Genomic DNA, 23,056 nt, shown 5'->3' on the forward strand with positions numbered 1-23,056 from the left:
CGCCCCTTTCCGTAGGTTAGGCTAACCTAACCTGGAAGGTTAGAGCACCCGGACACGGGCGTCCAGCCGATCCGCCACCGACCGCCGCCGGGTCACCGCGTCTGCTCCAGCCAGGAGGCGTAGAGCAGCCCGTACACCGACTCCGGTTCCCGGATCAGCTCGTCGTGCGGGCCGCGCTGCACCACCCGGCCCCGGTCCACCACGATCACCTCGTCGGCCGCCTGCGCCGTGGAGAGCCGGTGGGCGATGGCCAGCGTGGTCCGGCCCCGGGTCACCGCGTCCAGGGTCCGCTGGAGCCGCACCTCGGTGGCGGGGTCCACCGCGCTGGTCGCCTCGTCCAGCACCAGCAGGTCCGGGTCGGCGACGTACGCCCGGGCGAGCGCGACCAGCTGCCGCTCCCCCACGCTGAGCGCCTCGCCCCGCTCCCCGACCGGGGTGTCCAGCCCGGACGGCAGCCCCTCCAACCAGTCGATGAGCCCCAGCTCGGTGAAGGCCGCGACGAGCTGCTCGTCGCTCAGGTCCGGCCGGGCGAAGCGGACGTTCTCCCCCACCGTCGCGTCGAAGAGGAAGCCGTCCTGCGGCACCATCACCACCCGGGAGCGCAGCGAGTCGAAGCGCACCTGGTCCAGCGGCACGCCGGAGAGCAGCACCGTGCCCGTGGTCGGGTCCATCAGCCGGGTGAGCAGCTTGGCGAAGGTGGTCTTGCCACTGCCGGTCTCGCCGACCACCGCCACCCGGGTCTTCGCCGGGATCTCCAGGTCGATGTCGTGCAGCACCGGCGGCCCACCCGGGTACGCGAAGCCCACCTGCGCGAACCGGACGTCCAGCGGGCCCGGTGGCAGCTGGCGCCCCTGCTCCCCCGGGTCGGCCACGTCCGGGGTGAGGTCCAGCACGTCCAGCACCCGCCGCCAGCCGGCGATCGCGTTCTGCGCCTCGTTGAGCACCTCGGTGGCGATCTGCACCGGCTGGATGAAGAGGGTCACCAGGAACAGGAACGCGGTGATCTGACCGACCGAGAGCGTCTGGTCCGCGCCGAGGCTCACCCCGACCACGACCACCCCGGCCAGGGCGAGACCGGCCGCCAGTTCCCCGACCGAGCTGCCCAGGATGCTGAACCGGATGGCCCGTTGCTGGGCCCGCCGGTGGTCGTCGATCGCCTCGTCCAGCCGCCGGGCGGTCCGGCCGGCGATCCCGTACGCCCGGATGACCGACGCACCGACCACGCTCTCCGCGACCGTGGCGAGCAGCGCGCCCAGCCGCTGCCGGACCACCCCGTACGCGGCGCCGAGGCGGCGCTGGAGGGCCCGGATCACCAGGACGGCCGGCAGGAAGGCGGCGAAGACCACCAGGGTCAGCTGCCAGGAGTAGACGAACATGACGATCGTGGTGACCACCAGCTGACCGAGGTTGATCATCAGGATCACCCCGCCCCACTGGAGGAACTGGGTGATCTGGTCGACGTCGCTGGTCACCCGGGAGACCAGCGAACCACGCCGCTCGGACTGCTGGTGCAGCATCGACAGGTCGTGCACGTGCCGGAACGCCCGGGTCCGGACGTTGGCCAACGCCGTCTCGCTGACCGTGAACAGCCGACGCATCATCAGGTAGCCGCAGAGCGTCGTCACCACCAGCGTCGCGGCGGTCAGCGCGACCACCGTCCCGACGGTGCCCAGGTCGATCCCGTCGACCAGGCCCCGGTCGATGCCCTGCTGTACGGCCACCGGCACGGCGGCCCGACCGACCATGAAGACCAGCGCCAGGGCCAGCGTGCCGGCCAGGCCGACCCGCAGCTCCGGGGAGAGGGCCAGGCCGCGGCGCAACGTGCGCCAGGCCGTCTCGGCCCGCTCCGTCGGCTGGCCCGTCCCGCCCACCGGCTCCACCTTCTCCTCCACCACGACCGCGCTCACCGGGTCAGCCTCTCGTTCGCGACTGCGGGGCTCGCAAGCTCACTCCGCACGCTCACCGGGCCTTCACTGTTCGCGACTGCGGGGCTCGCAAGCTCACTCCTCACGCTCACCGGGCCTTCACTGTTCGCGACTGCGGGGCTCGCAAGCTCACTCCTCACGCTCACCGGTCCATCTCCACTTCGAGGCCGGTGGTCACCGGGACCACCGCCGGGTCCTGGTAGGTACGGGCCTGCTCGCGGTCGGTCTCCGCCTGCTCGTACGCGGTGACCAGGTCCACATAGCCGGGCACGGTGGCGAGCAGCTCGGCGTGCGTGCCCCGGGCCACCACCCGGCCCTGCTCGACGTAGATGACCTCGTCGGCCAGGGCGATGGTGGCCCGCCGGTACGCCACCACCATGATCGAGGTGCCCGGACCCGTTCCGTCGGTCGCCGACGAGCGCAGCCCGGCCAGGATCGCCGCCTCGACCCGGGGGTCGACCGCGCTCGTCGCGTCGTCGAGCACCAGCAGCCGGGGCCGGCCGGCGAGCGCGCGGGCCAGGGTGAGGCGCTGCCGCTGACCGCCGGAGAGCGAGGTGCCCCGCTCGCCGACCCGGGTGTCCAGCCCTTCGGGCAGGGCCGCGACGAACCCGTCCGCCTCGGCCAGCCGCAGTGCCGCCCAGACGTCGTCGTCGCTGATCCCCGGCCGGTCCAGGGTGATGTTGGCGCGCACCGTGTCGTCGAAGACGAACGGCACCTGGGCGACCAGCGCGACGTTGCCGGCCAGCGACGCGGCGGTCAGCTCCCGCAGGTCGACCCCGTCCAGGGTGACGGTGCCCGCGTCCGGGTCGACCAGGCGTACCGCCAGGGCGGTGATGGTGGACTTGCCGGCCCCGGTCGGGCCGACCAGGGCGACGGTGCGCCCGGCGGGCACGGTGAAGGTGACCCCGCCGAGCACCTCGGCGCCGGGCAGGTGCGCCTCGGCCGGCTCGTACCGGAAGGAGACGTCGGTGAAGGCGAGCGTGGCCGGCCCGCCGCCGGCCGGGTCGAGGACCCGGTCCCCGTAGGCCATCTCGCCGGTGGCGCGGAGCACCTGCTGCACCCGGTCCCACCCGGCCACGCTGCGCGGCAACTCGGCGAGGACCCAGCCGATGGCCCGCACCGGTACGGCCAGCACGGTGAACAGGAACGCGACGCTGACCAGCTCGGCGACGGTGATGGCGTCCTGACGCAACCGGACCGCCCCGACCACCAGCACCGCCAGGGTGCCGATGCTGGGCAGGGTCTCCAGCAGCGGGTCGAACAGACCGCGCAGCCGGCCGACGGCGATCAGCGCGTCGCGCAGCTCACCCGCGCGGGCGGCGAACCGGCGGGTCTCCTGCGCCTCCCGGCCCATCGTCTTGACCACCAGCGCGCCGTCGAAGCTCTCGTGGGCGATGCCGCTGACCTCGGCGCGCAACTGCTGGGCGCGGGCCTGCCGGGGGGCCATCCGCCGGGAGTAGACCACGTTGAGCGCGAACAGGGCGGGGAAGACGGCCACCCCGACCAGGGCGAACGCCCAGTCGGTGAGGAAGAGCGTGACGACCGCCCCGACCACCATCACCAGCGTCCCGACCGCGAAGGGCAGCGGCGCGATCGGGTACCAGGCGGCCTCCACGTCGGAGTTGGCGTTGGAGAGCAGGGTGCCGGTGGCGTGCCGCTGGTGCCAGGCCAGCGGCAGCTCCAGATAGCGTCGGGTCACCCGGCGGCGGTAGGCCGCCTGGAGGCGGTACTGCATGTAGCCGGCGCCGAGACGCCGCCCGAAGATGCCGATCACCCGCAGCACACTGATCCCGAGAAGGGCGGCGGCGGCCAGCGCCAGCACGCCGGTCTCCACCGAGCCCCGGGTGATGGAGGGCACCACCACGTCGCCCACCACCGCGCCGATCACGTACGCGCTGCCGATCACCATCGCGCCGAAGAGCAAGCTGCCGCCGACCGCGATCGTGAAGATCCGTGGTTGTTCCCGGACGGCCCGCCCGAGGACCCGGAGGCCCCGGATGAGCACGGCCGTACTCGTCCTGCTCGACACGCTCTACTTCCCCCGCCGTAAGCCGCAATTATCTCCCTCATCCTTACCGGTCGGCGTCCCGCACGCCGACCCGGGTTCGGAATTGTCCGGTGTGGCAAGAGTGCGCCGCGCCACGTCGGGTGGTCCGGCGGGGCGCGGCCTACCATCGGGGAATGTCGCGGTACGCCCGATCGGAGCGCCAGGCGCTCGCCGACCTCATGCTGGCCCTCGGCCCCGACGCGCCGACCCTGAACGAGGGCTGGGTGGCCCGGGACCTCGCCGCCCACCTGGTGGTCCGCGAGCGCCGGCCGGACGCGGCGGGCGGGATCCTGCTGCCACCGCTGCGCGGGTACGCCGAGCGGGTGCGGCTGCGGATCGCGGCACGCCCCTGGGCCGAACTGGTGGCGCAGGTGCGCCAGCCGCCGGCGTGGAGCCCGCTGAGCAACCCGCTGACCGACGAGTTGGTCAACACCATGGAGTTCTTCATCCACCACGAGGACGTCCGGCGGGCCGGCCCCGGCTGGCAGCCGCGCGACCTGCCGGTCGGGCTGCACGCCGCGCTGTGGAAGCGGGTCGCCCCGATGGCCCGGTTCGCGCTGCGCCGGTTCCCGGCGAGCCTGCTCGTCCAGGCCCCGGGGCACGGGGAGGTGCGCTGCGGGCGCGGCGGCGAGGCGCTCCGGCTGGTCGGCGCCCCCGGTGAACTGACCCTCTTCCTCTCCGGACGCCAGCGCGCGGCCCGGGTGCAACTGGACGGGCCGGCGGCGACCGCCGACCGGCTGCGTACCGCCAAGCTGGGCCTCTGACCGACCCCGCGGCCGGCCACCGGGCCGCCGGGCAGGGGCGCGACCGTCCCGGACCGGGGCGGGGGCGAACGGAAAGAACAAGTCCGATATCTTGCCCCCGCACGGATTTGTCGGTCCGCCCCGCCCGGGACGGTGTGGCAGGGGGTGGCATGCGGAGTTTCGCGCTTTCTACGCTACGGGAACCGCCGTTCCCGGGCCGGTGTCACCCGGCGGTCGCCGAGGTCGCCCGGGAGAGCGCCGACTGGGCCGACCGGCTGGGCCTGACCGGGTCCGCCGAGAGCCGACGACGGCTCGCCGGGGCCGCCGCCGCCGACCTGGCCGGGCGGGCCTGCCCGGAGGCACCGGTGGCCCGGCTCCGCCTGCTGACCGATCTGATCACCTGGCTCTTCGCGGTGGACGACGCCTGCGACGAGGACGGGCTGGGCGACACACCGACCCGGTTGGCCCCCACCGTGGCCGGCCTGCTCGACGTCCTCGACCTGCGCGGTGACCCGGCGCCCCCAGCGCTGCTCGGCACCACCGGCCCGCGCGGGGTCGCGCTGCACGACCTGTGCCGACGGGTCCGCGCGCGCGCCCGTCCGGCGGTGCTGCTCGCCTTCACCGGGCAGCTGCGGGAGTACCTCCTGGCGCTGCTGTGGGAGGCGGCCAACCGGGAGCACCGGCGGGTGCCCGGCGTCGCCGAGTACGTGCAGATGCGCCGGCACACCGGCGCGGTCCACCCGAGCTTCACCCTCACCGACCTGGCGTACGACGGACCGCCGCCGGACGAGCGGACCGACCCGGCGCTGGCCGCCCTGGAGACCCTCGCCGCGGACCTGGTCTGCTGGTGCAACGACGTCTTCTCCTACGGCAAGGAGTACCGGTTGACCGGCGACGGGCACAACCTGGTCGCCGCCATCGCCGGGGAGGAGCAGCACGCCGAGCAGGCCGCCCTGCTGGCCGCGGCGGAGCTGTTCAACCGGGCGCTGGCGGCGTACACCGAGCGGGAGACGGCGCTGCTGCGCACGGCCGACCCGGCCACCCACCGGTTCGTGGCGGCCCGCCGGGGTTGGATCCGGGCCACCTGGGACTGGTCACTCGCCGCCTCCCGGTACGCCTGACGACCCGGGACACGGGGCCCCGGAGGACCGGGGCTAGCCGATGACCGGGTGTACGCAATACCCTTCGGTAACCGCAGACCCAGCGTGACCACGATCACGTCACCACCCCCTGAAGGCGGCTACAGCGATGGCTCTCGATGTACCGTACCGTTCGATCCCGGACATGTTCCTCAAGCGCGTGGCGGCCACCCCGGACCGCCCCGCCTTCGCCCACCCCGCCCCCGACGACTCGGGACCGGTCTGGCTGACCTGGGAACAGGTGGGGCACCGGGCCAAGGCGGTCGCCGCCGGCCTACACGGTCTGGGTATCGGACTCGAGGACCGGGTGGCCATCCTGGCCAACACCCGGCTGGAGTGGGTCGTCGCCGACCTCGGCGTCATGTGCGCGGGCGGGGCGACCACCACGGTCTACCCGACCACCGAGCCGGAGGACACCTGCTACATCGTCGCCGACTCCGGCTCGCGGGTGCTCTTCGCCGAGAACCCCACCCAGGCTGCCAAGATCGCCGGGGCCGACCTGCCCGCACTGACCCACGTGGTCCTCTTCGACGGCACCGCCGACCCCGGCGCGGCCGTCCCCCAGCTCACGCTCGCCGAACTGGAGGAGCGGGGCACGCGGGCGCTCGCCGCCGAACCGGGCCTGGTCGAGGGGATCGTCGAAGAACTCGGGCCGGACCACCTGGCCACGTTGATCTACACCTCCGGCACCACCGGTCGCCCCAAGGGCGTCGAGCTGCTGCACGGCGGCTGGTGCTGGGAGGGGGTCGCGCAGGCCGACGTCGGGCTGCTGCGCGCCGACGACCTCCAGTACCTCTGGCTCCCGCTGTCCCACTCGTTCGGCAAGACCCTGCTCTGCGGGGCGACCCACGTCGGCCTGCCGACCTACGTCGACGGCCGGGTGGACAAGCTGGTCGAACTGCTCTCCGTGGTCCGTCCGACGCTGATGTGCGGCGCGCCCCGGGTGTTCGAGAAGGTCTACAACAAGTCGGTCACCACCGCGCGGGACGCCGGCGGCGTGAAGGCGAAGATCTTCGCCTGGGCGGTCCGGGTCGGCAAGGAGAAGGTCGCCCTGGAGCAGGCCGGCAAGCCGGTCCCGGGCGGGCTCCGGCTGCGCCACCGGCTGGCCGAGAAGCTGGTGTTCAGCAAGATCCAGGACCGGCTCGGCGGCCGGATCCGCGTGCTGGTCTCCGGGTCCGCTCCGCTGAGCCCGGAGATCGCCACCTTCTTCGCCGCGGCCAACCTGCCGATCTCCGAGGGGTACGGCCTCACCGAGACCAGCGCCGGCAACTTCGTCAACCGGCCGGACGGGCTGCGGATCGGCACCGTCGGGCAGGCCATGGGCGATCTGGAGTGCCGCATCGACACCGACGGGGAGATCCTGCTCCGGGGCCGTCCGGTGATGCGCGGCTACCACAACCTGCCCGAGGAGACCGCCGCCGCCTTCACCGAGGACGGGTTCTTCCGTACCGGGGACATCGGCACGCTGGACGCCGACGGCTACCTGAAGATCACCGACCGGAAGAAGGACCTGTTCAAGACGTCCGGCGGCAAGTACGTCGCGCCGTCGCACATCGAGGGCATGTTCAAGGCGATCTGCCCGTACACCTCGCAGGCGCTCGTGATCGGCCAGGCCCGCAACTTCTGCACGATGCTGGTCACCCTCGACCCGGACGCGATCAAGGGCTGGGCGGCGGGCGGGCCGCTGGCGGGTCGCGACTACACCGCGATCGTCACCTCGCCGCAGGCGAAGGAGATGGTCGAGGGGTACGTCGCGGAGCTGAACAGCAAGCTCAACCGCTGGGAGACCATCAAGAAGGTCACCATCCTGCCGCGCGACCTGACCATCGAGGACGGCGAGATCACCCCGTCGCTCAAGATCAAGCGGCGCGGGGTGGAGAACAACTTCGCCACCGAGATCGAGAAGATGTACGACGGCGCGCTCGCCGAGATCTGACCCACCACCCGGCCCCGGGCGGACCCTCTCGTCGCGAGGGAACCCGCCCGGGGCCGGTCCGTGTCCCGGCCGGCCGGCCGAGGGGTGCGTGCGCCGGACGGCCACCCGGGGGCGGCGCTCAGGCGATGACGGAGGGTTCGCGCCACTGCGGACGGCCGGCCCGGTCCAGGTCGTACCGGACCGCGGCGATCCGGTGCACGGCGTCGACCAGATCGGCGGCGGGCAGGGTGAACGGCAGCCGCAGGAAGCGCTCCAGCGTGCCGTCCAGCCCGAACCGGGGGCCGGGTGCCAGGCGTACGCCGACCTCCTCGGCGGCCCGGGCCAGGGCGCTGGACACCGGCCCGTCCAGTTCCGCCCAGAGGGTCACCCCGCCGCGCGGCACGGCGACCCGCCACTGCGGCAACCGCTCGGCCAACGCGGCCAGCAGCGCGTCCCGTTGGTGGGCGAGCTGCGTCCGGCGGGCGGCCACGATCGTCGCCGCGTCGGCGAGCAGGTGGACCGCGACGAGCTGGTCCAGCACCGGGCTGGACATGTCGACCCCGATCCGGGCGGCGGCCAGCCGCTGCACCTGCGGGGCGGAGGCCCGCACCCAGCCGATGCGCAGTCCACCCCAGTACGGTTTGCTCATCCCGCCGATCGTGATCACCCGCGAGTGCCGGTCGAAGGTGGCAGTCGGCGGGGGCACCGGCGTGCCGTCCAGCGGCAGGTCGACGAAGGACTCGTCGACCACCAGGTCGGTGCCGGCCGCGTGGGCCGCCCCGACCACCCGCTCGCGCAGATCGACCGGCATGAGGTGGCCGGTCGGGTTCTGGAAGTCGGGAATCAGGTAGGCCAGCCGCGGTCGGGACTGGCGGATGCTGGCCAGCAACAGGTCCGCGTCCCAGCCGGCGTCGAGCGCGAGCCCGTGGGTGGCGATCCGGGCCCGCCGCGCGGCGAGGGCGGCCAGCGCGTTGGGATAGGTCGGCGACTCCACGAGCACGCTGCCGGCCGGGGCGAGCGCCAACCGCAGCACCAGGTCCAGGGCGTGCTGGGTGCCGTTGGTGACCATGATCTGCTCGGGGCTGGTGGGCAGGCCGCGCTCGGCGTACGACCGGGCGATCGCCTCCCGCAGCTCGATGATCCCGGTCGGGTGGTAGCCGGCGCTGCCCAGGTAGCGGGGCAGGTCCTCGGTGGCGGCCCGGGTGGCCGGGACCAGTTCCGGCGGGGCGGCCAGCGCCGCGATGCCCAGATCGATCATGTCCAGGTCGTCCTGGGGCGTCCACAGGCCGGAGCTGGCGACCCGGTGACCGCCGGGAAGCATGGTCCAGCTCCCCGCCCCGCGCCGACTGTTCAGGTGCCCGCTCTCGCGTAACTCCCGGTAGGCGGCGGTGACCGTGGTCCGGCTGATCCGCAGCGCCTCGGCGAGTTCCCGCTCGGCCGGCAGGCGTACCCCCAGCGGCAGGCGGCCGTCGGCGAGCAGGCCCCGGACGGCGGCGGCGAGAGCGGCGTAGTCCGGGGACCGGCGGCGGCCCGGCAGCGCATGCCACTGACCGAGCAGGCGGGCCAGTTGTCCCCCGCGAACCTGGCTGGTCATGGCCACTCCCTCCCGATTGGCTCTCTCGAACCGCCGCGATTGGCCCTTAGGTTGGCATGCATGGCCCCGACTGGCAACCTCCGTGACCGGCTGCCCCGACGCCTGGTCCAGCTCTTCGCCGGACTGGCGCTCTACGGCGTCAGCATGGCTTTCATGATCGAGTCGAACCTCGGGCTGGACCCGTGGGACGTCTTCCACCAGGGGCTGGCCCGGCACACCGGGCTCTCCTTCGGCACCGCCACCATCCTGGTCGGATTGCTGGTGCTGCTGCTCTGGTTGCCGCTGCGGCAACGTCCCGGCCTGGGCACGGTGAGCAACGTCCTGGTCGTCGGTCTGGTGATCGACGCCAGCCTCGCGCTGCTGCCCGACGTCCGCCCGGTCGCCGCCCGGACCGCGCTGCTCGCCGCCGGCATCCTGCTCAACGGCCTGGCCACCGCCCTCTACCTCGGCGCCCGACTCGGTCCGGGGCCGCGCGACGGGCTGATGACCGGGTACGTGGCCCGTCACCCGGGCCGGTCGGTCCGCCTGGTCCGAACCGTCATCGAGGTGGCCGTACTCGCGCTGGGCTGGCTGCTGGGCGGCACGGTGGGCGTCGGGACGGTCGCCTACGCGCTGGCCATCGGCCCGCTGACCCAGGCGTTCCTCCCCCTGGTCACCGTCTCCGGCGCCGACGCGCCGGTACGACCACTGGCCGAACCGGTCTGAGCTGGGCGTCCCGCGAGCGCCGAACCGGATGTTTTACTCCGGGCCACTCAGCCGGCATCATTTCCCCATGGGGGCTGAGGGATGGCGTTGGTCGGACGCCTGGATCTTCGTGGCACTGGTGATCGCCAGCGGAGCCGGACGGCACCGCCGGGCCCCGTCGAGCCGGCGGCCGGAGGGGGTCCGCCTCACCGACGTGCTCTCCACCGCCGATCACCTCAACCAGGCGATTCCGCAGCGGCACGAGGTGGAGACGGCGGTGCGTCGCCTGGCCGGCGCCGGTCTGGTCAGCGTCACCGACGGCTGGTTCCGGATCACACCGGCCGGTGAGCAGCTCTGGCGGACCCGGCCGGCCGCCGGGCTCTCCACCGCCGTCGACACGGTGCAGACCGCGCTGAGCCGGCGACACGCACCGGGACAGGCCGACTGGGTGCTGCCGGAGGAGGAGCACGCCGCCGCCGTCCACGAGTACGTCAAGCGGTCGATCCCGACCCCACGCCGCTCACCGGAGGGCGGCGGTCCGGGCCGCGACCGGGGCTGACCCGCCCACCGGGGACTCCGGCGGCCGGGGCGGCCCGGCTCCGGCTGGAGGCGTCAGGCCTCGGCGGGCACCCCGGCCGGGGCGGCCACCGGCAGCCGGACCGGGTGCCCGGCGGCGTGCAGCGCGTCCTTGACGTCGCCGATGCTCAGCTCACCGAAGTGGAAGACACTGGCCGCGAGCACCGCGTCGGCGCCCGCCGCCACGGCCGGCGGGAAGTGGGCCACCGCCCCGGCCCCGCCGGAGGCGATCACCGGTACGTCGACGACCGCCCGTACCGCGCGGATCAGCTCCAGGTCGAAGCCAGCCTTCGTGCCGTCGGCGTCCATCGAGTTGAGCAGGATCTCGCCCGCGCCGAGCACGGCCACCCGGTGCGCCCACTCCACCGCGTCCAGGCCGGTGCCCCGCCGTCCGCCGTGGGTGGTCACCTCGAACCCGCTGTCGGAGGTGCCGGCCGGTGCCCGCCGCACGTCGAGGGAGAGCACGAGCACCTGCCGGCCGAACCGCTCGGCGATCTCGGCGATCAGCTCGGGACGGGCGATGGCGGCGGTGTTCACTCCCACCTTGTCCGCGCCCGCCCGGAGCAGCACGTCCACGTCGGCGACGCGGCGCACGCCCCCGCCGACGGTGAGCGGAATGAAGACCGACTCGGCGGTCCGGCGGACCACGTCGAGCATGGTGCCCCGGTCGTCGGAGGAGGCGGTCACGTCGAGGAAGGTCAGCTCGTCCGCGCCGGCCCGGTCGTACGCCGCGGCCAGCTCGACCGGGTCGCCGGCATCCCGCAGGTCGACGAAGTTGACGCCCTTGACCACGCGTCCGGCGTCCACGTCCAGACAGGGAATGACCCGTACCGCCACCGTCATGCCGCGAGCCTACCGCCCACCCCGTTCCGCCACCCCGGCCCGCCGACGCCCCCAGCCCGTGGCACGCGCCGGGGGTTGGGGTGTCTGCAGGGGCCCCCTCCTCGACAAAAAGCGGTAACAGGGGACCCCTGCTACCACCCGGCCGGGCCGGGGTGAAGTGGGGTGGGGTGGGCGGGACTCGGTTACCACCCGGGCGGGGTGGTGGAGCTCACAGGCGGACGAGCATCTTGCCGAGGTTCTCGCCGCGGAGCAGGCCCAGGAAGGCCGCCGGGGCGTTCTCGATGCCGTCGACCACGGTCTCGTCCTGGTGCAGCCGACCCTCGCGCAGCCAGCCGGATGCCTCCTCGACGAACTGCTCGCGCAGGTGGCCGTAGGAGTTGACGAGGAACCCGCGCAGGGTGAGCTGCTTGCCGATCACCAGCGCCAGGTTGCGCGGGGCGGGCGGCGGCTCGGTGGCGTTGTAGTGGGCGATCATGCCGCAGATCGCCGCCCGGCCGTGCGGGCGCAGCGCGGCGATCGCCGCCTCCAGGTGGTCGGCACCGACGTTGTCGAAGTACACGTCGATCCCGTTCGGGGCGGCGGCGCGGAGCTGGTCGCGGACCGGGCCGTCGTGGTAGTCGAAGGCGACGTCGAAGCCGAGCGCGCGCAGGCGCTCGACCTTGGCGGGTGAGCCGGCGCTGCCGACCACCCGCGCCGCGCCCCGCAGCTTCGCGATCTGCCCGACCAGGCTGCCCACCGCACCGGCGGCGGCGGAGACGAACACGGTCTCGCCCGCACGCATGCCGGCGACCTCCAGCAGGCCGGCGTACGCGGTCAGGCCGGTCATCCCGAGCACGCTCAGGTACGCGTTCACCGGCGCGAGCGCCGGGTCGACCCGGCGGGCGGAGCCGGCGTCGAGCAGGGCGTACTCCCGCCAGCCGAGGCCGTGCAGCACCAGGTCACCGGGGGCGTACCCCTCGGCCCGGCTCTGCACCACCTCGCCGATCGCGCCGCCGTCGAGCGGGGCGTCGAGCCGGAACGGCGGGACGTAGGACTTCACGTCGTTCATCCGCCCCCGCATGTACGGGTCGACGGACATGACCACGTTGCGGACCACGAGCTGACCGTCCCCGGCGGTCGGGACGGACGTGGAGACCAGACGGAAGTTCTCCGGGGTGGGCCAGCCGTCCGGCCGGGACGCGAGGTGGATCTCCCGGTTGACCGTCATGCGGCGTCCCGGACGGTCAGGGTGGTGTCGATGTTGCCCCGGGTGGCGTTGGAGTACGGGCACACCTGGTGGGCCCGGGCGACCAGGTCCTCGGCGACGGCACGCGGCACCGACGGCAGGTCGACCACCAGGCCGACGGTGAGGGTGAAGCCGCCGTCGCCGTTCGGGCCGATGCCCACCTCGGCGTCCACGACCGAGCCGCTGACGTCGGCCTTGGCCCTGCGGGCGACCAGGCGCAGCGCGGAGTGGAAGCAGGCGGCGTACCCGGCGGCGAAGAGCTGCTCGGGGTTGGCCGCGCCGCCGGCGCCACCCATCTCCTTCGGGACGGCCAGATCGAGGTCGACCGTGCCGTCGGAGGTGCGGACGTGGCCGTCGCGGCCGTCGCCGGTGGCGTGGGCGGCGGCGGTGTAGAGCACCTGCATGGTGGTCACTTCCCCTTGTGTCGGTGGATGGTCTCGGTCACCCGGGTGAGGGTGTCGCGGAGCGCGACCAGCTCGTCGAGGGTGAGTCCGGTGGACGCGGCGACCCGGTGCGGCACGTCGCAGGCCCGGTCCCGCAGCGCGCGCCCGGCGGCGGTCAGCTCGATCTCCACCCGCCGTTCGTCGCGGGCGGCACGGCGGCGGACCAGCAGGCCCGCCCCCTCCAGCCGCTTGAGCAGCGGGGAGAGCGTGCCGGAGTCGAGCCGCAGGTCGGCGCCGAGTTCGGAGACGGTCGGGGCGGCCTCGCCGCGTTCCCAGAGCACCAGCAGCACCAGGTACTGCGGGTAGGTCAGCCCCAGCTCGTCGAGGATCGGCCGGTAGACGTCGGTGACCGCCCGGGAGGCGGTGTAGAGCGCGAAGCACACCTGTCGGCGCAGCACCAGGTCGTCGTCCACCCGGCAAAGGTAGCGCGCAATTTGATTGCGCACAACTCAATTGGGTGGGCGGGACCCGGCCCGGTGGGTGCCGGGCCGGGGTGCCGGTTCAGGCGTCGGCGAGCACGCGCAGCGCCTCGGCCACCGTGAACGCGCCGGCGTACAGCGCCTTGCCGGCGATCACGCCCTCCACGCCGACCGGCTCCAGGGTGGCCAGGGCCCGCAGGTCGTCCAGGGTGGAGACACCGCCGGAGGCGATCACCGGGGCGTCGGTACGCGCGCAGACCTCGCGCAGCAGGTCCAGGTTCGGCCCGCGCATGGTGCCGTCCTTGGTGATGTCGGTCACCACGTACCGGGACGCCCCCGCCTTGTCCAGCCGCTCCAGCACCTCGAAGAGGTCGCCGCCGTCGCGGGTCCAGCCCCGCGCGGCGAGGGTACGGCCGCGCACGTCCAGCCCGATCGCCACCCGGTCGCCGTACTCGCCGCAGATCCGGTCGCACCACTGCGGGTCCTCCAACGCGGCGGTGCCGATGTTGACCCGGGCCGCACCGGTGGCCAGTGCGGCGCGCAGCGAGGCGTCGTCCCGGATCCCGCCGGACAGCTCCACCTTCACGTCCAGCCGCCGCACCACCTCGGCGAGCAGCGGGGCGTTCGACCCCCGACCGAAGGCGGCGTCGAGGTCCACCAGGTGGATCCACTCCGCGCCGTCGTTCTGCCAGGCCAGCGCCGCCTCCAGCGGGTCGCCGTAGGCGGTCTCGCTACCGGCGGCGCCCTGCACGAGACGGACGGCCTGCCCGTCGGCGACGTCCACAGCGGGCAGCAGGGTCAGACTCAACGTGTTCTCCTCGGATCAGGTACGGCGGTCCAGGGCGATCACCACGATCGCCGGGAGTACGAGCAGTAGTAGCACCATCAGCAGCACCCGCAGCGCGGGATCGGGCACCAGCGTCCAGATCGACCCCAGCACGGCCAGGGTCAGCACCACGATGCCGGCGCGCTCGGCCCGGCTCCGGCGGGCCAGCAGGCGGCCGGTACGCCGCCGCCGCCAACCCGGCCTCAGCCGGCGCAGCAGCGCGCGACGGCGTTCCCGCCGGGCCACCCGACGGGCCCGTACGGCCCGGTCCCGTTCCCGTTCGGCCTCCCGGGCGGCCCGCAGCCGGGCCCGTTCCTTGCTCACCGGCCGACCCGACCGGGCTCAGCCATCGCCGGTCACAGCGTGCCCAGCCAGTTGCGCAGCAGCAGGGCACCGGTGTCGGCCGACTTCTCCGGGTGGAACTGGGCGGCCGAGAGCGCGCCCCGCTCCACGGCGGCGACGAAGTCGTCCCCGTGCCGGGCGGTGGTCACCACGGCCCCGGCTGCAGTCAGCGCCGCCACGTCGGCGACGGCGTACGAGTGGACGAAGTAGAACCGTCCCCCCTCCGGCAGCCCGGCGAAGAGCGTCGAGCCGGCCGGCGGGCGCAGCGTGTTCCAGCCCATGTGCGGCAACCGGGTGGCGGCCAGCCGGGTCACCCCGCCCGGCAGCAGACCCAGCCCCCGGGTCACCACCCCGTGCTCCTCACCGTGGGAGAAGAGCACCTGCATGCCGACGCAGATGCCGAGCACCGGTCGCCCGGCGGCGACCCGGTCGGCGATCACCGGGCCGGCACCGAGCGCCTCGATCCCGGCCATGCAGGCGGCGAAGGCCCCGACACCCGGCACCACCAGCCCGTCGGCGGCGGCCGCGGCGGTCAGGTCGGCGGTGACCGTCACGTCCGCACCGGCGCGCTGCAACGCCCGCTCGGCGGACCGCAGGTTGCCCGACCCGTAGTCGAGCACCACGACGCGGCTCACGACGTCACCAACGGGATCAGCCAGAGCACGCCCCCGACGCCTGCGAGCAGGGCGAGCAGGGCGGTCACCACGACCACGCCCCGGGCGGCGCCCTGCCGGTGCAGGGAGACCACCCCGCCGGCCAGGAGGCCGGCGAGGATCAGCAGCAACGAGGGGAGCACCGTGTCCATCAGCGGCACCCCGTTCCGGCGGTCACAGCGCCCCCTTGGTGCTCGGCACCACGCCGGCCGAGCGCGGGTCGATCGCGGTGGCCTCGCGCAGCGCCCGGGAGACCGCCTTGAACTGCGCCTCCACCACGTGGTGCGCGTCCGGGTGGCCGCCGGGGCGGGCCGCCCGGAGCACGTCCACGTGCAGGGTGATCCGGGCCGCCTGCCCGAACGACTCCCAGATGTGCCGGGTCATGCTGGTCGGGTAGACCGGCCCGATGTACGGGGTGAGCAGCGGCTCGTCGTGCACCACGTACGGCCGGCCGGAGAGGTCGACGGCGGCGCGGACGAGCACCTCGTCCATCGGGACGGTCGCCGAGCCGTACCGCCGGATGCCGGCCTTGTCCCCCAGCGCCTGGTCGAACGCGGCGCCGAGGGCGAGCGCCGTGTCCTCCATGGTGTGGTGGGCGTCGATCTCCAGGTCGCCGACCGTCCGCACGGTGAGGTCGAAGCCGCCGTGCCGGGCGATCTGGTGCAGCATGTGGTCGTAGAAGCCGACCCCGGTGCTGATCTCCGCCGCGCCGGTGCCGTCGAGGTCGATCTCGACGAGCACCCTGGTCTCCTTGGTGGTCCGCTCCACCCGGGCGGTCCGGCTCATGCTGGGTAACCTCTCGTTCGCGACTGCGGGGCGCGCGCTGTCCTCACCGGATCTCCTCCATCGCGGCCAGGAAGGCGTCGGTCTCGGCCGGGGTGCCGGCGGTGACCCGCAACCAGCCGGTCAGGCCGACGTCCCGGACCAGCACACCCCGCTCCAGCAGGACCCGCCACGCCACGGACTGGTCCCCGCCGACCTCGAAGAGGACGAAGTTGGCGTCGCTGTCGGCGACCCGCAGGCCCCGGTCACGCAGGGTGGTGACGATCCGGTCCCGCTGCACCTTGATCGCCGCCACCGTGCCGAGCAGGGCGTCCCGGTGGGCCAGCGCCGCCCGGGCGGCGGCCTGGGTCAGCGCGGAGAGGTGGTACGGCAGCCGCACCAGCTGCACCGCCGCCACCACGGCCGGGTCGGCGGCCAGGTAGCCGAGACGCCCGCCGGCGAACCCGAACGCCTTGCTCATCGTCCGGGTCACCACCAGGCGCGGATGGCCGGGAAGCACCGCCAGCGCGCTGACCGTGCCGGGGCGGGCGAACTCGGCGTACGCCTCGTCGACCACCACCATGCCGGGGGCCACGTCCAGGACGGCGGCCACCACCTCCGGGTCGAGCGCGGTGCCGGTCGGGTTGTTCGGTGAGCAGAGGAAGACCACGTCCGGACGGTGCTCGCGGACCTGCGTCACCGCGTCGTCCACGGTCAGAGCGAAGTCCGCGCCGCGCCGGGCCGGCTGCCAGGCGGTGCCGGTGCCCAGCGCCAGCAGCGGGTGCATCGAGTACGCGGGCGTGAAGCCCAGCGCCACCCGTCCCGGGCCGCCGAACGCCTGGAGCAGCTGCTGCTGGATCTCGTTGGAGCCGTTCGCCGCCCAGACCTGCTCGCCGGTCAGGCCGTGGCCCAGGTAGCCGGCCAGGTCGGCGCGGAGCGCCACCGCGTCCCGGTCCGGGTAGCGGTTGAGGTCACGCAGTTCGGCGGCGAGCGCCTTGCCGATCGCCTCGACCACCGGCTCCGGCACCGGGTAGGAGTTCTCGTTGGTGTTCAGCCGCACCGCCACGTCGAGCTGCGGCGCGCCGTACGGGCGCAGGCCGCGCAGGTCGTCGCGGATCGGCAGGTCGTCGGGGGCGGTCACGACAGGGACTCCCCGGGGAAGCGGGCCCGCACCGCCTGGCCGTGCGCGGGCAGGTCCTCCACGGTCGCCAGGGTGACCACGTGCCCGGCCACCTCGCGCAGCGCCTCCTCGGTGTACTCCACCAGGTGGATGCCGCGCAGGAAGGACTGCACGGACAGGCCGGAGGAGTGCCGGGCGCAGCCGCCGGTGGGCAGCACGTGGTTGGAGCCGGCGCAGTAGTCGCCGAGCGACACCGGCGACCAGGGGCCGACGAAGACCGCCCCCGCGTTGCGCACCCGCAACGCCCACTCGCGGGCGTCGACGGTCTGGATCTCCAGGTGCTCGGCGGCGTACGCGTCGACCACCCGCAGCCCGGCGGCGAGGTCGTCGACGAGGACGATGCCGCTCTGCTCCCCGGTGAGCGCGGTGGTGACCCGCTCGACGTGCTTGGTGGCGGCCACCTGGCGGGTCAGCTCGCGGTCCACCGCGTCGGCCAGCGCCACCGAGCAGGTGACCAGGACGCTCGCCGCCAGTGGGTCGTGCTCGGCCTGGCTGACCAGGTCGGCGGCGACGTGCGCCGGGTCGGCGGTGTCGTCGGCGAGGATGGCGATCTCGGTCGGGCCCGCCTCGGCGTCGATGCCGACCACGCCGCGTAGCAGCCGCTTGGCGGCGGTGACCCAGATGTTGCCCGGCCCGGTGATCATGTCGACCGGTGCGCAGCGGGTCGTTCCGGCGGCGTCGGTGGTCGACCCGTACGCCAGCATCGCCACCGCCTGGGCGCCACCGACGGCGTACACCTCGTCGACGCCGAGCAGCGCGCAGGCGGCCAGCACGCGCGCGTCCGGCAGGCCGCCGTTGTCCTGCTGCGGCGGGCTGGCCACGACCAGCGAGCGGACCCCGGCGGCCTGGGCCGGGACCACGTTCATCACCACGGTGGACGGATACATCGCCAGGCCGCCGGGGACGTAGAGACCGACCCGGTCGACCGGCACCCAGCGCTCGGTGACCGTGCCGCCGGGCACCACCCGGGTGGTGTGGTCGGTGCGGCGCTGGTCGTCGTGGACCCGGCGGGCCCGGGCGATCGACTCCAGCAGCGCGGCGCGCACGTCCGGGTCGAGCGTCCCCTCGGCGGCGGCGATGGCCTCGACCGGCACCCGCAGCTGTTCCGGGGCCACCCCGTCGAACCGTTCGCTCGCCTCCCGGATCGCCGGGTAACCATGCTCCCGCACGGCCTCGACGAGCGGGCGGATCCGCTCGACCGCGGCGGAGACGTCGAGCCGGGCACGGGGCAGCAGGCGGCGCGGGTCGGTGTCGCTCCCCCGCAGGTCGATCCGATTCAGCACACTGCGAGTCTAGGCGGCCGGGCGCGCGACGCCCGTGGGGCGTCCGAACGCCGGGACGGTGGGGCGAGCCACGCCCCACCGGATCGGGCTACCCTCGACGGCGTGACCGCACGGCTGCCGGTGTTCCCGCTCCAGACGGTGCTCTTCCCCGGGCTGGTGCTGCCGCTGCATATCTTCGAGGAGAGATACCGCGCGCTGATCCGCCACCTGGTCGCGTCTCCCGAGGGTACCCGCCGGGAGTTCGGGGTGGTGGCGATCGAGCGCGGCTCCGAGGTGGCCCCGCCCGCACCGGCCGACGGGTCGCCGCCGGGGCTGGCCGGGATGACGTTGCACGAGGTGGGCTGCACGGCCGAGCTGCGCCAGGTCACCGAACTGGCCGACGGCGGCTTCGACGTGGTGACCGTTGGCCGGCGGCGGTTCCGGCTGGCCCGGGTCGACGAGCACGCCGCGCCGTACCTCACCGCCGACGTGGAGTGGCTGCCCGAACCGGAGGACCCCGACGAGGCGACCGGGCTGCTGGCGGCCCGGGTGATCGCGGTCTTCCGGCAGTACCTCGCGCTGATCCGACCCGATCCGGAGGCGATCGCCGAGCAGTTGCCCGACGACCCGACGGTGCTGTCCCACCTGGTCGCGGCGACCGCCGCGCTGACCGTGGCCGACCGGCAGCGGCTGCTCGCCATCGACGACACCGCCGGCCGGCTCCGCGCCGAGTTGCGGCTGCTCAACCGCGAGGCGGCTCTGCTGCGTCAGGTGCGGGCGGTTCCGGTGCCGTTGCGGGAACTGGCGTCCCCGCCGGCACCCAACTGACCTGCTCCGGCTCCGGGCGCAGCGACGGCCACCGGGACCAGCCGGCCAGCAGGGTGTACGTCACGGCGACGGCGAACGCCGGCAGCAGCAGGTTGCCGTACGGCACCGGCAGCACTCCGAGCACCTGGTCGACGCCGCCCGCGCGCAGGTCGACCGGTTTGTCGAAGTGCCGCCCGACGGGTGCCTCGACCAGCAGCCGCTGGAACTCCGCCAGCCCGATCCGCCGGCCGAGCTGCCAGGCCACCACGGTCGCGCCCAGGCTGCCGAGAACGCCCACGAGCAGCCCCAGTGGACCCCGGTGGCGGCGCAGCAGGAACCACAGCCCGAGTGCCACCAGGATCCCGAACCCGAGGCCGAGGAGGCTGAACCAACCGTCCGCCGCGATCGGCTGCTCCGGTTGGGCCTCGGCGTAGACCGCGCCGTCGGCGCTCTTGATCACCGGCGTGCCGGGGGCGAGGGCCGCCCAGAGCAGCCCGAGGGGGACGCCCAGCAGGGTCAGCAGTCCGAGCGCACCGGCCATCCGGGCCGGCGCCCACCGGGCCGGCGCGACGACTCCGGCCGGCATGCCGACGCCACCGGGTCCGTCGACGTCGATCGGTCCGCCTGCGCCGGCCGGCATGCCGACGCCGGTCGGGGGCGCGACGACAGCCGGTCCGTCGGCGCCGGGATGCGGGGGGTGCGCCGCGTCGGCGGGGTCGACGGGGCGGTCGGGATCGGGGCTTGCCGGGCTCACCCGGTGATCCTCTCAGGCAGCCCGACGTGGTGGCACGGCGGTGGCCGACCACGAGGTCACCGGGCGAAGGGCTCCAGCATCACCGCGGCGGCGCTCAGCCACGCCTCGCGGGTCGCCGGCTGGAGCTGGTGGTACTCGATCGACGAGCCGGTCTCCAGGGCCGGGTCGTAGGGCACCACCGCGACCGCCCGGGTCCGGGTGGCGAAGTGCCGTTGCAGGTCGTCCAGGAGCGGGGAGCGGTCCGGGTTGGGACAGGAGAGCAGGGTGACCGCGTTGTCGGCCAGCTCGCCCATACCGACCTCGTGCAGCAGGTCCAGCATCCAGTCGGCGCTGAACGCCGCGTCCTCCCGGGGCACCGTGGTCAGCACGAGCTGGTCGGCGGCGTTCATCACCGCCCGCCAGTTGGGGCTCTCCACGTTGTTGCCGGTGTCCACACAGATCACGTCGTGGGTACGGCGGAGCAGGTCGAGCACCCGCTGGACGGTGTACTTGTCGAGCTTCTGGGCGAAGCGGGGGCTCTCCTCCCCGGCCAGCACGTCGTACGAGCCGTCGGAGGCGTGCCGCAGGTAGTCGTCGAGCTGCTCCACCAGGTCGGGGCCCTGGCTGATCTCGATCGTGGCGAGGTCGGCGATCAGGTGCCGGATCGTCCGGGCGTGTCGCGCGCTGCCGGCGCGCAGCCCGAGGGTGCCGCGCAGCTCGTTGTCGTCCCAGGCCAGCACACCCCGCCCCCGCACACTGCCCACCGTCGCGGCGGCCAGCACGGTGGCGGTGGTCTTGTGCACCCCGCCCTTCGGGTTGGCGAAGGCGAGCACCCGGGGGGTGCCGAAGTCGCGACGCAGGATCGCCGCGGCCCGCTCCTGCTCGCTCTCGACGGTCTGCGGGCGCCACTCCAGCCGGGCCGGGTAGCTCCGGTCGACGACCGCCGGCACCGCCGCCCGGGCCACCGGCGGCGGGTACGCGGGCTCCGGTTGGCGGTAGCCGCCCTCCAACGCCCCGTAGCGGCTCTCGGCGGGGTAGGGGTTGTGCCGGTACTGCTCCAGCAGCGCGTACCGGGACTCCGCCGACGGGGCCGGCTCCCGGTACACCGGCTCGACCGGGTGGGCCGGCTCGGGCTGGTAGACCGGCTCCACCGGCATCACGTAGGCCGGCTCGACGGGGTAGGTCTGCTCGGAGTAGGCCGGCTCCGCCCGGTAGCTCGGCTCGGCCGGGTACGCCGGTTCCGCCGGGTACGCCGGCTCGGGCTGGCGGTAGGCCGGTTGGGCACGGTAGCCGTCGTCGGCGCGGTAGCCCTCGCCGGACCGGTAGCCGTCGCCGGAGCGGTAGCCGTCCTCGGCGCGGTAGCCGGAACCCGCGCGGTAGCCGGAGTCGGCGTCGGTGCGGTAGGCCGGCTCGACGCGGTAGGTCGACTCGGCCGGGTACGTCGTTCCGCCCTGGTAGACCGGTTCCACGCGGTACCCGGGATCAGCCCGGTAGCCGGAGTCGGCACGGTACGCCGACTCGACCGGGCGGTCGGGCTCCACCGGGTACCCCGGATCCGAGCGGTACTCCCCGCCGTACGCCGGCTCGATCGCCCGCGCCCGCCCGGCGTAGCCGTTGCCACCACCGCGCCGGGGCAACGGGTCCGGTGCCGGCGGCAGGAACGGTTCGTCCACCTCCCGGTCGGTCTCGACCTGCTCCCCGCCGCCGCGGCCACCGAGCCGAGCCCGGTCGAGCAGCGTGCGCCAACGCGGTGCTGGTTCGGCCGACCGACCCCAACCGGTCTCGGTGCCGTCCAAGGCTCGCCCTCCCCAGCGCCATCGGTCTCCGCCTGACAGGCTACGAAGCCAACCCTATTCGGACCACACCCGTACGCGCACCTCCCCGTCGCCGGCTTCACGGTGTCGGTTCGGAACCGTCCCCGTCGATCGCCCCGGACGTGCTCGCCCCGGACGGCTCCGGCGGTACCGTGGTCGTCCCGCCCGGTCGGGGCGGGCTGGCCGGTGCCGTCAGGGCCGGGGCGCTGGTCACGGTACCTCCCGGTGTGCCGGTGGCGGTAGGGCTGCCGGTGGTCGGGAACGACGGCGGCGCGCTCGGCAGCTGCTCGTCGGTGGGCGGGCGGACCAGGTCCTCCTGCTCGGGCAGGGGCGGGGTGAAGACCGTCCGGTCCAGCCGCTCGACCTCGGGTGCCGGGTCCACCGTCCGGACGCCGGGGCGGGCCGCCACCGTCCGCAGCCGGGCCGGCTCGGCCCGGACGACCGCCGCGTACACGCAGGAACAACCGGCCCGGTACGCCGCCGCCTCGGCCGCCGCCACCTCGGCACCGCTGTCGTAGAGCTGGCGCAGCTCCCGCTCGCGCGGCCCGTCGCCGGTCAGCTCCGCGCCGCGGGTCCGGTAGTCGGCCGCCTCCCGGTCCTTGCGGTCGGCGAGTTCGACCATCCCGGCGCGTACGTCCTCGGGGACGCGCCGCGCCGGAATGCGCACGATCTGAGTCTGCCGACCGGGCAGCGGCACCCGCCCGAAGACCGCGGAGACCGGAACGTCCCCGAGCACCGGGGCGAGCCGGTCCGGCGGCAGGTATTCCGCCAGGGAGACCAGCGCCCAGGTCGACCCGGCGGACGCCGACGGGGCCGGGTCGGGCAGCGCGGCGAGTTCGTCGCCGGCGGAGCGCAGGTAGCCGGGAATCGAGTCGCCCTGGCCCACTCCGACCCGGGTCACCTCGCCCACCGTCCGGTCGCCGGTCGGCGGGCGGTCGGTGGCCCAGACCGCGGTGAGCAGGACCGCGCTCACCGAGACGAGCGCGACCCAGCCCAACAGCCGCGGACGGGAGGCGGGGCCGTTCACGGCCCGGGCCAGCGACGGCAGGAACCGCTCGTCCAGCTGACGCAACAGCTCACCGGCGCGCACGGCGACCGCCCCCTCCTCGGATGGGTGACCGGTG

General features: G+C 74.3%; 23 protein-coding genes. 6 read left to right on the forward strand and 17 right to left on the reverse strand.

Annotated features, from left to right (window positions below):
- Positions 1-92 precede the first annotated feature (92 nt).
- Positions 93-1,871, reverse strand: a complete 1,779-nt coding sequence (locus IGA62_RS03235; RefSeq protein WP_145821834.1) for an ABC transporter ATP-binding protein — start codon at positions 1,869-1,871, stop codon at positions 93-95.
- A gap of 196 nt (positions 1,872-2,067) precedes the next feature.
- On the reverse strand, positions 2,068-3,954 hold the full coding sequence (locus tag IGA62_RS03240) for an ABC transporter ATP-binding protein (RefSeq protein WP_145816320.1): 1,887 nt from the start codon (positions 3,952-3,954) through the stop codon (positions 2,068-2,070).
- A gap of 152 nt (positions 3,955-4,106) precedes the next feature.
- Here IGA62_RS03240 and IGA62_RS03245 point away from each other — a divergent pair, with 152 nt between their 5' ends.
- The 3 genes from IGA62_RS03245 to IGA62_RS03255 all read left to right on the forward strand — a co-directional run bounded on the left by IGA62_RS03245 (position 4,107) and on the right by IGA62_RS03255 (position 7,790).
- Positions 4,107-4,736, forward strand: coding sequence for a TIGR03085 family metal-binding protein (locus IGA62_RS03245; protein WP_145816318.1), 630 nt, complete (start codon positions 4,107-4,109; stop codon positions 4,734-4,736).
- 149 nt (positions 4,737-4,885) lie between these two features.
- On the forward strand, positions 4,886-5,836 hold the full coding sequence (locus tag IGA62_RS03250; RefSeq protein ID WP_145816316.1) for a terpene synthase family protein: 951 nt from the start codon (positions 4,886-4,888) through the stop codon (positions 5,834-5,836).
- Between the two features lie 127 nt (positions 5,837-5,963).
- Complete coding sequence (locus tag IGA62_RS03255; RefSeq protein ID WP_145816314.1) at positions 5,964-7,790, forward strand: AMP-dependent synthetase/ligase; 1,827 nt, start codon at positions 5,964-5,966, stop codon at positions 7,788-7,790.
- A 118-nt stretch (positions 7,791-7,908) separates the two neighbouring features.
- Here the strand turns inward: IGA62_RS03255 and yczR are convergent, their stop codons facing one another.
- Entirely contained in the window at positions 7,909-9,363 is a 1,455-nt protein-coding gene (yczR, locus tag IGA62_RS03260; protein ID WP_145816312.1) for a MocR-like transcription factor YczR, read from the reverse strand.
- A gap of 60 nt (positions 9,364-9,423) precedes the next feature.
- Between yczR and yczE the strand changes: the two genes are divergently transcribed.
- Positions 9,424-10,068 carry a membrane protein YczE gene (gene yczE, locus IGA62_RS03265; RefSeq protein WP_145816310.1) on the forward strand — a complete coding sequence of 215 codons (645 nt, stop codon included), beginning with the start codon at positions 9,424-9,426 and terminating at the stop codon, positions 10,066-10,068.
- Between the two features lie 67 nt (positions 10,069-10,135).
- Positions 10,136-10,606, forward strand: coding sequence for a hypothetical protein (locus tag IGA62_RS03270; protein WP_145816308.1), 471 nt, complete (start codon positions 10,136-10,138; stop codon positions 10,604-10,606).
- A 53-nt stretch (positions 10,607-10,659) separates the two neighbouring features.
- On the opposite strand, the gene hisF is transcribed toward IGA62_RS03270, so the two are convergent.
- The 11 genes from hisF to hisD all read right to left on the reverse strand — a co-directional run bounded on the left by hisF (position 10,660) and on the right by hisD (position 18,599).
- Entirely contained in the window at positions 10,660-11,466 is an 807-nt protein-coding gene (gene hisF / locus IGA62_RS03275; protein WP_145816306.1) for an imidazole glycerol phosphate synthase subunit HisF, read from the reverse strand.
- Positions 11,467-11,674: 208 nt separating this feature from the next.
- Positions 11,675-12,673 carry an NADP-dependent oxidoreductase gene (locus IGA62_RS03280; protein ID WP_145816304.1) on the reverse strand — a complete coding sequence of 333 codons (999 nt, stop codon included), beginning with the start codon at positions 12,671-12,673 and terminating at the stop codon, positions 11,675-11,677.
- Positions 12,670-13,095 (reverse strand): organic hydroperoxide resistance protein, encoded by a 426-nt coding sequence (locus tag IGA62_RS03285; protein WP_145821833.1) that lies wholly within the window; start codon positions 13,093-13,095, stop codon positions 12,670-12,672. Before IGA62_RS03285 ends, IGA62_RS03280 begins: the two co-directional genes overlap by 4 nt.
- A gap of 5 nt (positions 13,096-13,100) precedes the next feature.
- Positions 13,101-13,547: a MarR family winged helix-turn-helix transcriptional regulator gene (locus tag IGA62_RS03290; protein WP_145816302.1), complete on the reverse strand. Its 447-nt coding sequence runs from the start codon at positions 13,545-13,547 to the stop codon at positions 13,101-13,103.
- 88 nt (positions 13,548-13,635) lie between these two features.
- Positions 13,636-14,361: a bifunctional 1-(5-phosphoribosyl)-5-((5-phosphoribosylamino)methylideneamino)imidazole-4-carboxamide isomerase/phosphoribosylanthranilate isomerase PriA gene (priA, locus tag IGA62_RS03295; RefSeq protein WP_145816300.1), complete on the reverse strand. Its 726-nt coding sequence runs from the start codon at positions 14,359-14,361 to the stop codon at positions 13,636-13,638.
- Between the two features lie 15 nt (positions 14,362-14,376).
- Positions 14,377-14,703, reverse strand: coding sequence for a hypothetical protein (locus IGA62_RS03300; RefSeq protein WP_145816298.1), 327 nt, complete (start codon positions 14,701-14,703; stop codon positions 14,377-14,379).
- Positions 14,704-14,735: 32 nt separating this feature from the next.
- Entirely contained in the window at positions 14,736-15,356 is a 621-nt protein-coding gene (gene hisH, locus IGA62_RS03305; protein ID WP_145816295.1) for an imidazole glycerol phosphate synthase subunit HisH, read from the reverse strand.
- A complete protein-coding gene (locus tag IGA62_RS03310; RefSeq protein ID WP_186499759.1) occupies positions 15,353-15,526 on the reverse strand; it encodes a hypothetical protein in 174 nt (57 codons plus the stop codon). Before IGA62_RS03310 ends, hisH begins: the two co-directional genes overlap by 4 nt.
- Before the next feature lie 22 nt (positions 15,527-15,548).
- Complete coding sequence (gene hisB / locus IGA62_RS03315; protein ID WP_145816294.1) at positions 15,549-16,160, reverse strand: imidazoleglycerol-phosphate dehydratase HisB; 612 nt, start codon at positions 16,158-16,160, stop codon at positions 15,549-15,551.
- A gap of 43 nt (positions 16,161-16,203) precedes the next feature.
- Positions 16,204-17,277: a histidinol-phosphate transaminase gene (locus IGA62_RS03320; RefSeq protein ID WP_145816293.1), complete on the reverse strand. Its 1,074-nt coding sequence runs from the start codon at positions 17,275-17,277 to the stop codon at positions 16,204-16,206.
- Positions 17,274-18,599, reverse strand: coding sequence for a histidinol dehydrogenase (hisD, locus tag IGA62_RS03325; RefSeq protein WP_145816292.1), 1,326 nt, complete (start codon positions 18,597-18,599; stop codon positions 17,274-17,276). Before hisD ends, IGA62_RS03320 begins: the two co-directional genes overlap by 4 nt.
- Before the next feature lie 102 nt (positions 18,600-18,701).
- Between hisD and IGA62_RS03330 the strand changes: the two genes are divergently transcribed.
- On the forward strand, positions 18,702-19,406 hold the full coding sequence (locus IGA62_RS03330; RefSeq protein ID WP_145816291.1) for an LON peptidase substrate-binding domain-containing protein: 705 nt from the start codon (positions 18,702-18,704) through the stop codon (positions 19,404-19,406).
- Here the strand turns inward: IGA62_RS03330 and IGA62_RS03335 are convergent.
- The 3 genes from IGA62_RS03335 to IGA62_RS03345 form a co-directional block, all read right to left on the reverse strand.
- Complete coding sequence (locus tag IGA62_RS03335) at positions 19,321-20,139, reverse strand: DUF2567 domain-containing protein (protein WP_145816290.1); 819 nt, start codon at positions 20,137-20,139, stop codon at positions 19,321-19,323. The genes IGA62_RS03330 and IGA62_RS03335 overlap by 86 nt on opposite strands.
- Positions 20,140-20,195: 56 nt before the next feature.
- Positions 20,196-21,914, reverse strand: coding sequence for a MinD/ParA family ATP-binding protein (locus IGA62_RS03340; protein ID WP_145816289.1), 1,719 nt, complete (start codon positions 21,912-21,914; stop codon positions 20,196-20,198).
- A gap of 97 nt (positions 21,915-22,011) precedes the next feature.
- Positions 22,012-23,022: a hypothetical protein gene (locus IGA62_RS03345; protein ID WP_145816288.1), complete on the reverse strand. Its 1,011-nt coding sequence runs from the start codon at positions 23,020-23,022 to the stop codon at positions 22,012-22,014.
- Positions 23,023-23,056 lie beyond the last annotated feature (34 nt).

It is taken from the genome of Micromonospora sagamiensis (assembly GCF_014680085.1).
Taxonomy (GTDB): domain Bacteria; phylum Actinomycetota; class Actinomycetes; order Mycobacteriales; family Micromonosporaceae; genus Micromonospora; species Micromonospora inyonensis.

Excerpts from the sequence above, each read along its gene's own strand:
- IGA62_RS03245 (WP_145816318.1), top strand. The coding sequence starts at position 4,107 with ATGTCGCGGTACGCCCGATCGGAGCGCCAGGCGCTCGCCGACCTCATG.
- IGA62_RS03250 (WP_145816316.1), top strand. The coding sequence starts at position 4,886 with ATGCGGAGTTTCGCGCTTTCTACGCTACGGGAACCGCCGTTCCCGGGC.
- IGA62_RS03255 (WP_145816314.1), top strand. The coding sequence starts at position 5,964 with ATGGCTCTCGATGTACCGTACCGTTCGATCCCGGACATGTTCCTCAAG.
- yczR (WP_145816312.1), bottom strand. The coding sequence starts at position 9,363 with ATGACCAGCCAGGTTCGCGGGGGACAACTGGCCCGCCTGCTCGGTCAG.
- yczE (WP_145816310.1), top strand. The coding sequence starts at position 9,424 with ATGGCCCCGACTGGCAACCTCCGTGACCGGCTGCCCCGACGCCTGGTC.
- IGA62_RS03270 (WP_145816308.1), top strand. The coding sequence starts at position 10,136 with ATGGGGGCTGAGGGATGGCGTTGGTCGGACGCCTGGATCTTCGTGGCA.
- hisF (WP_145816306.1), bottom strand. The coding sequence starts at position 11,466 with ATGACGGTGGCGGTACGGGTCATTCCCTGTCTGGACGTGGACGCCGGA.
- IGA62_RS03280 (WP_145816304.1), bottom strand. The coding sequence starts at position 12,673 with ATGACGGTCAACCGGGAGATCCACCTCGCGTCCCGGCCGGACGGCTGG.
- IGA62_RS03285 (WP_145821833.1), bottom strand. The coding sequence starts at position 13,095 with ATGCAGGTGCTCTACACCGCCGCCGCCCACGCCACCGGCGACGGCCGC.
- IGA62_RS03310 (WP_186499759.1), bottom strand. The coding sequence starts at position 15,526 with ATGGACACGGTGCTCCCCTCGTTGCTGCTGATCCTCGCCGGCCTCCTG.
- hisB (WP_145816294.1), bottom strand. The coding sequence starts at position 16,160 with ATGAGCCGGACCGCCCGGGTGGAGCGGACCACCAAGGAGACCAGGGTG.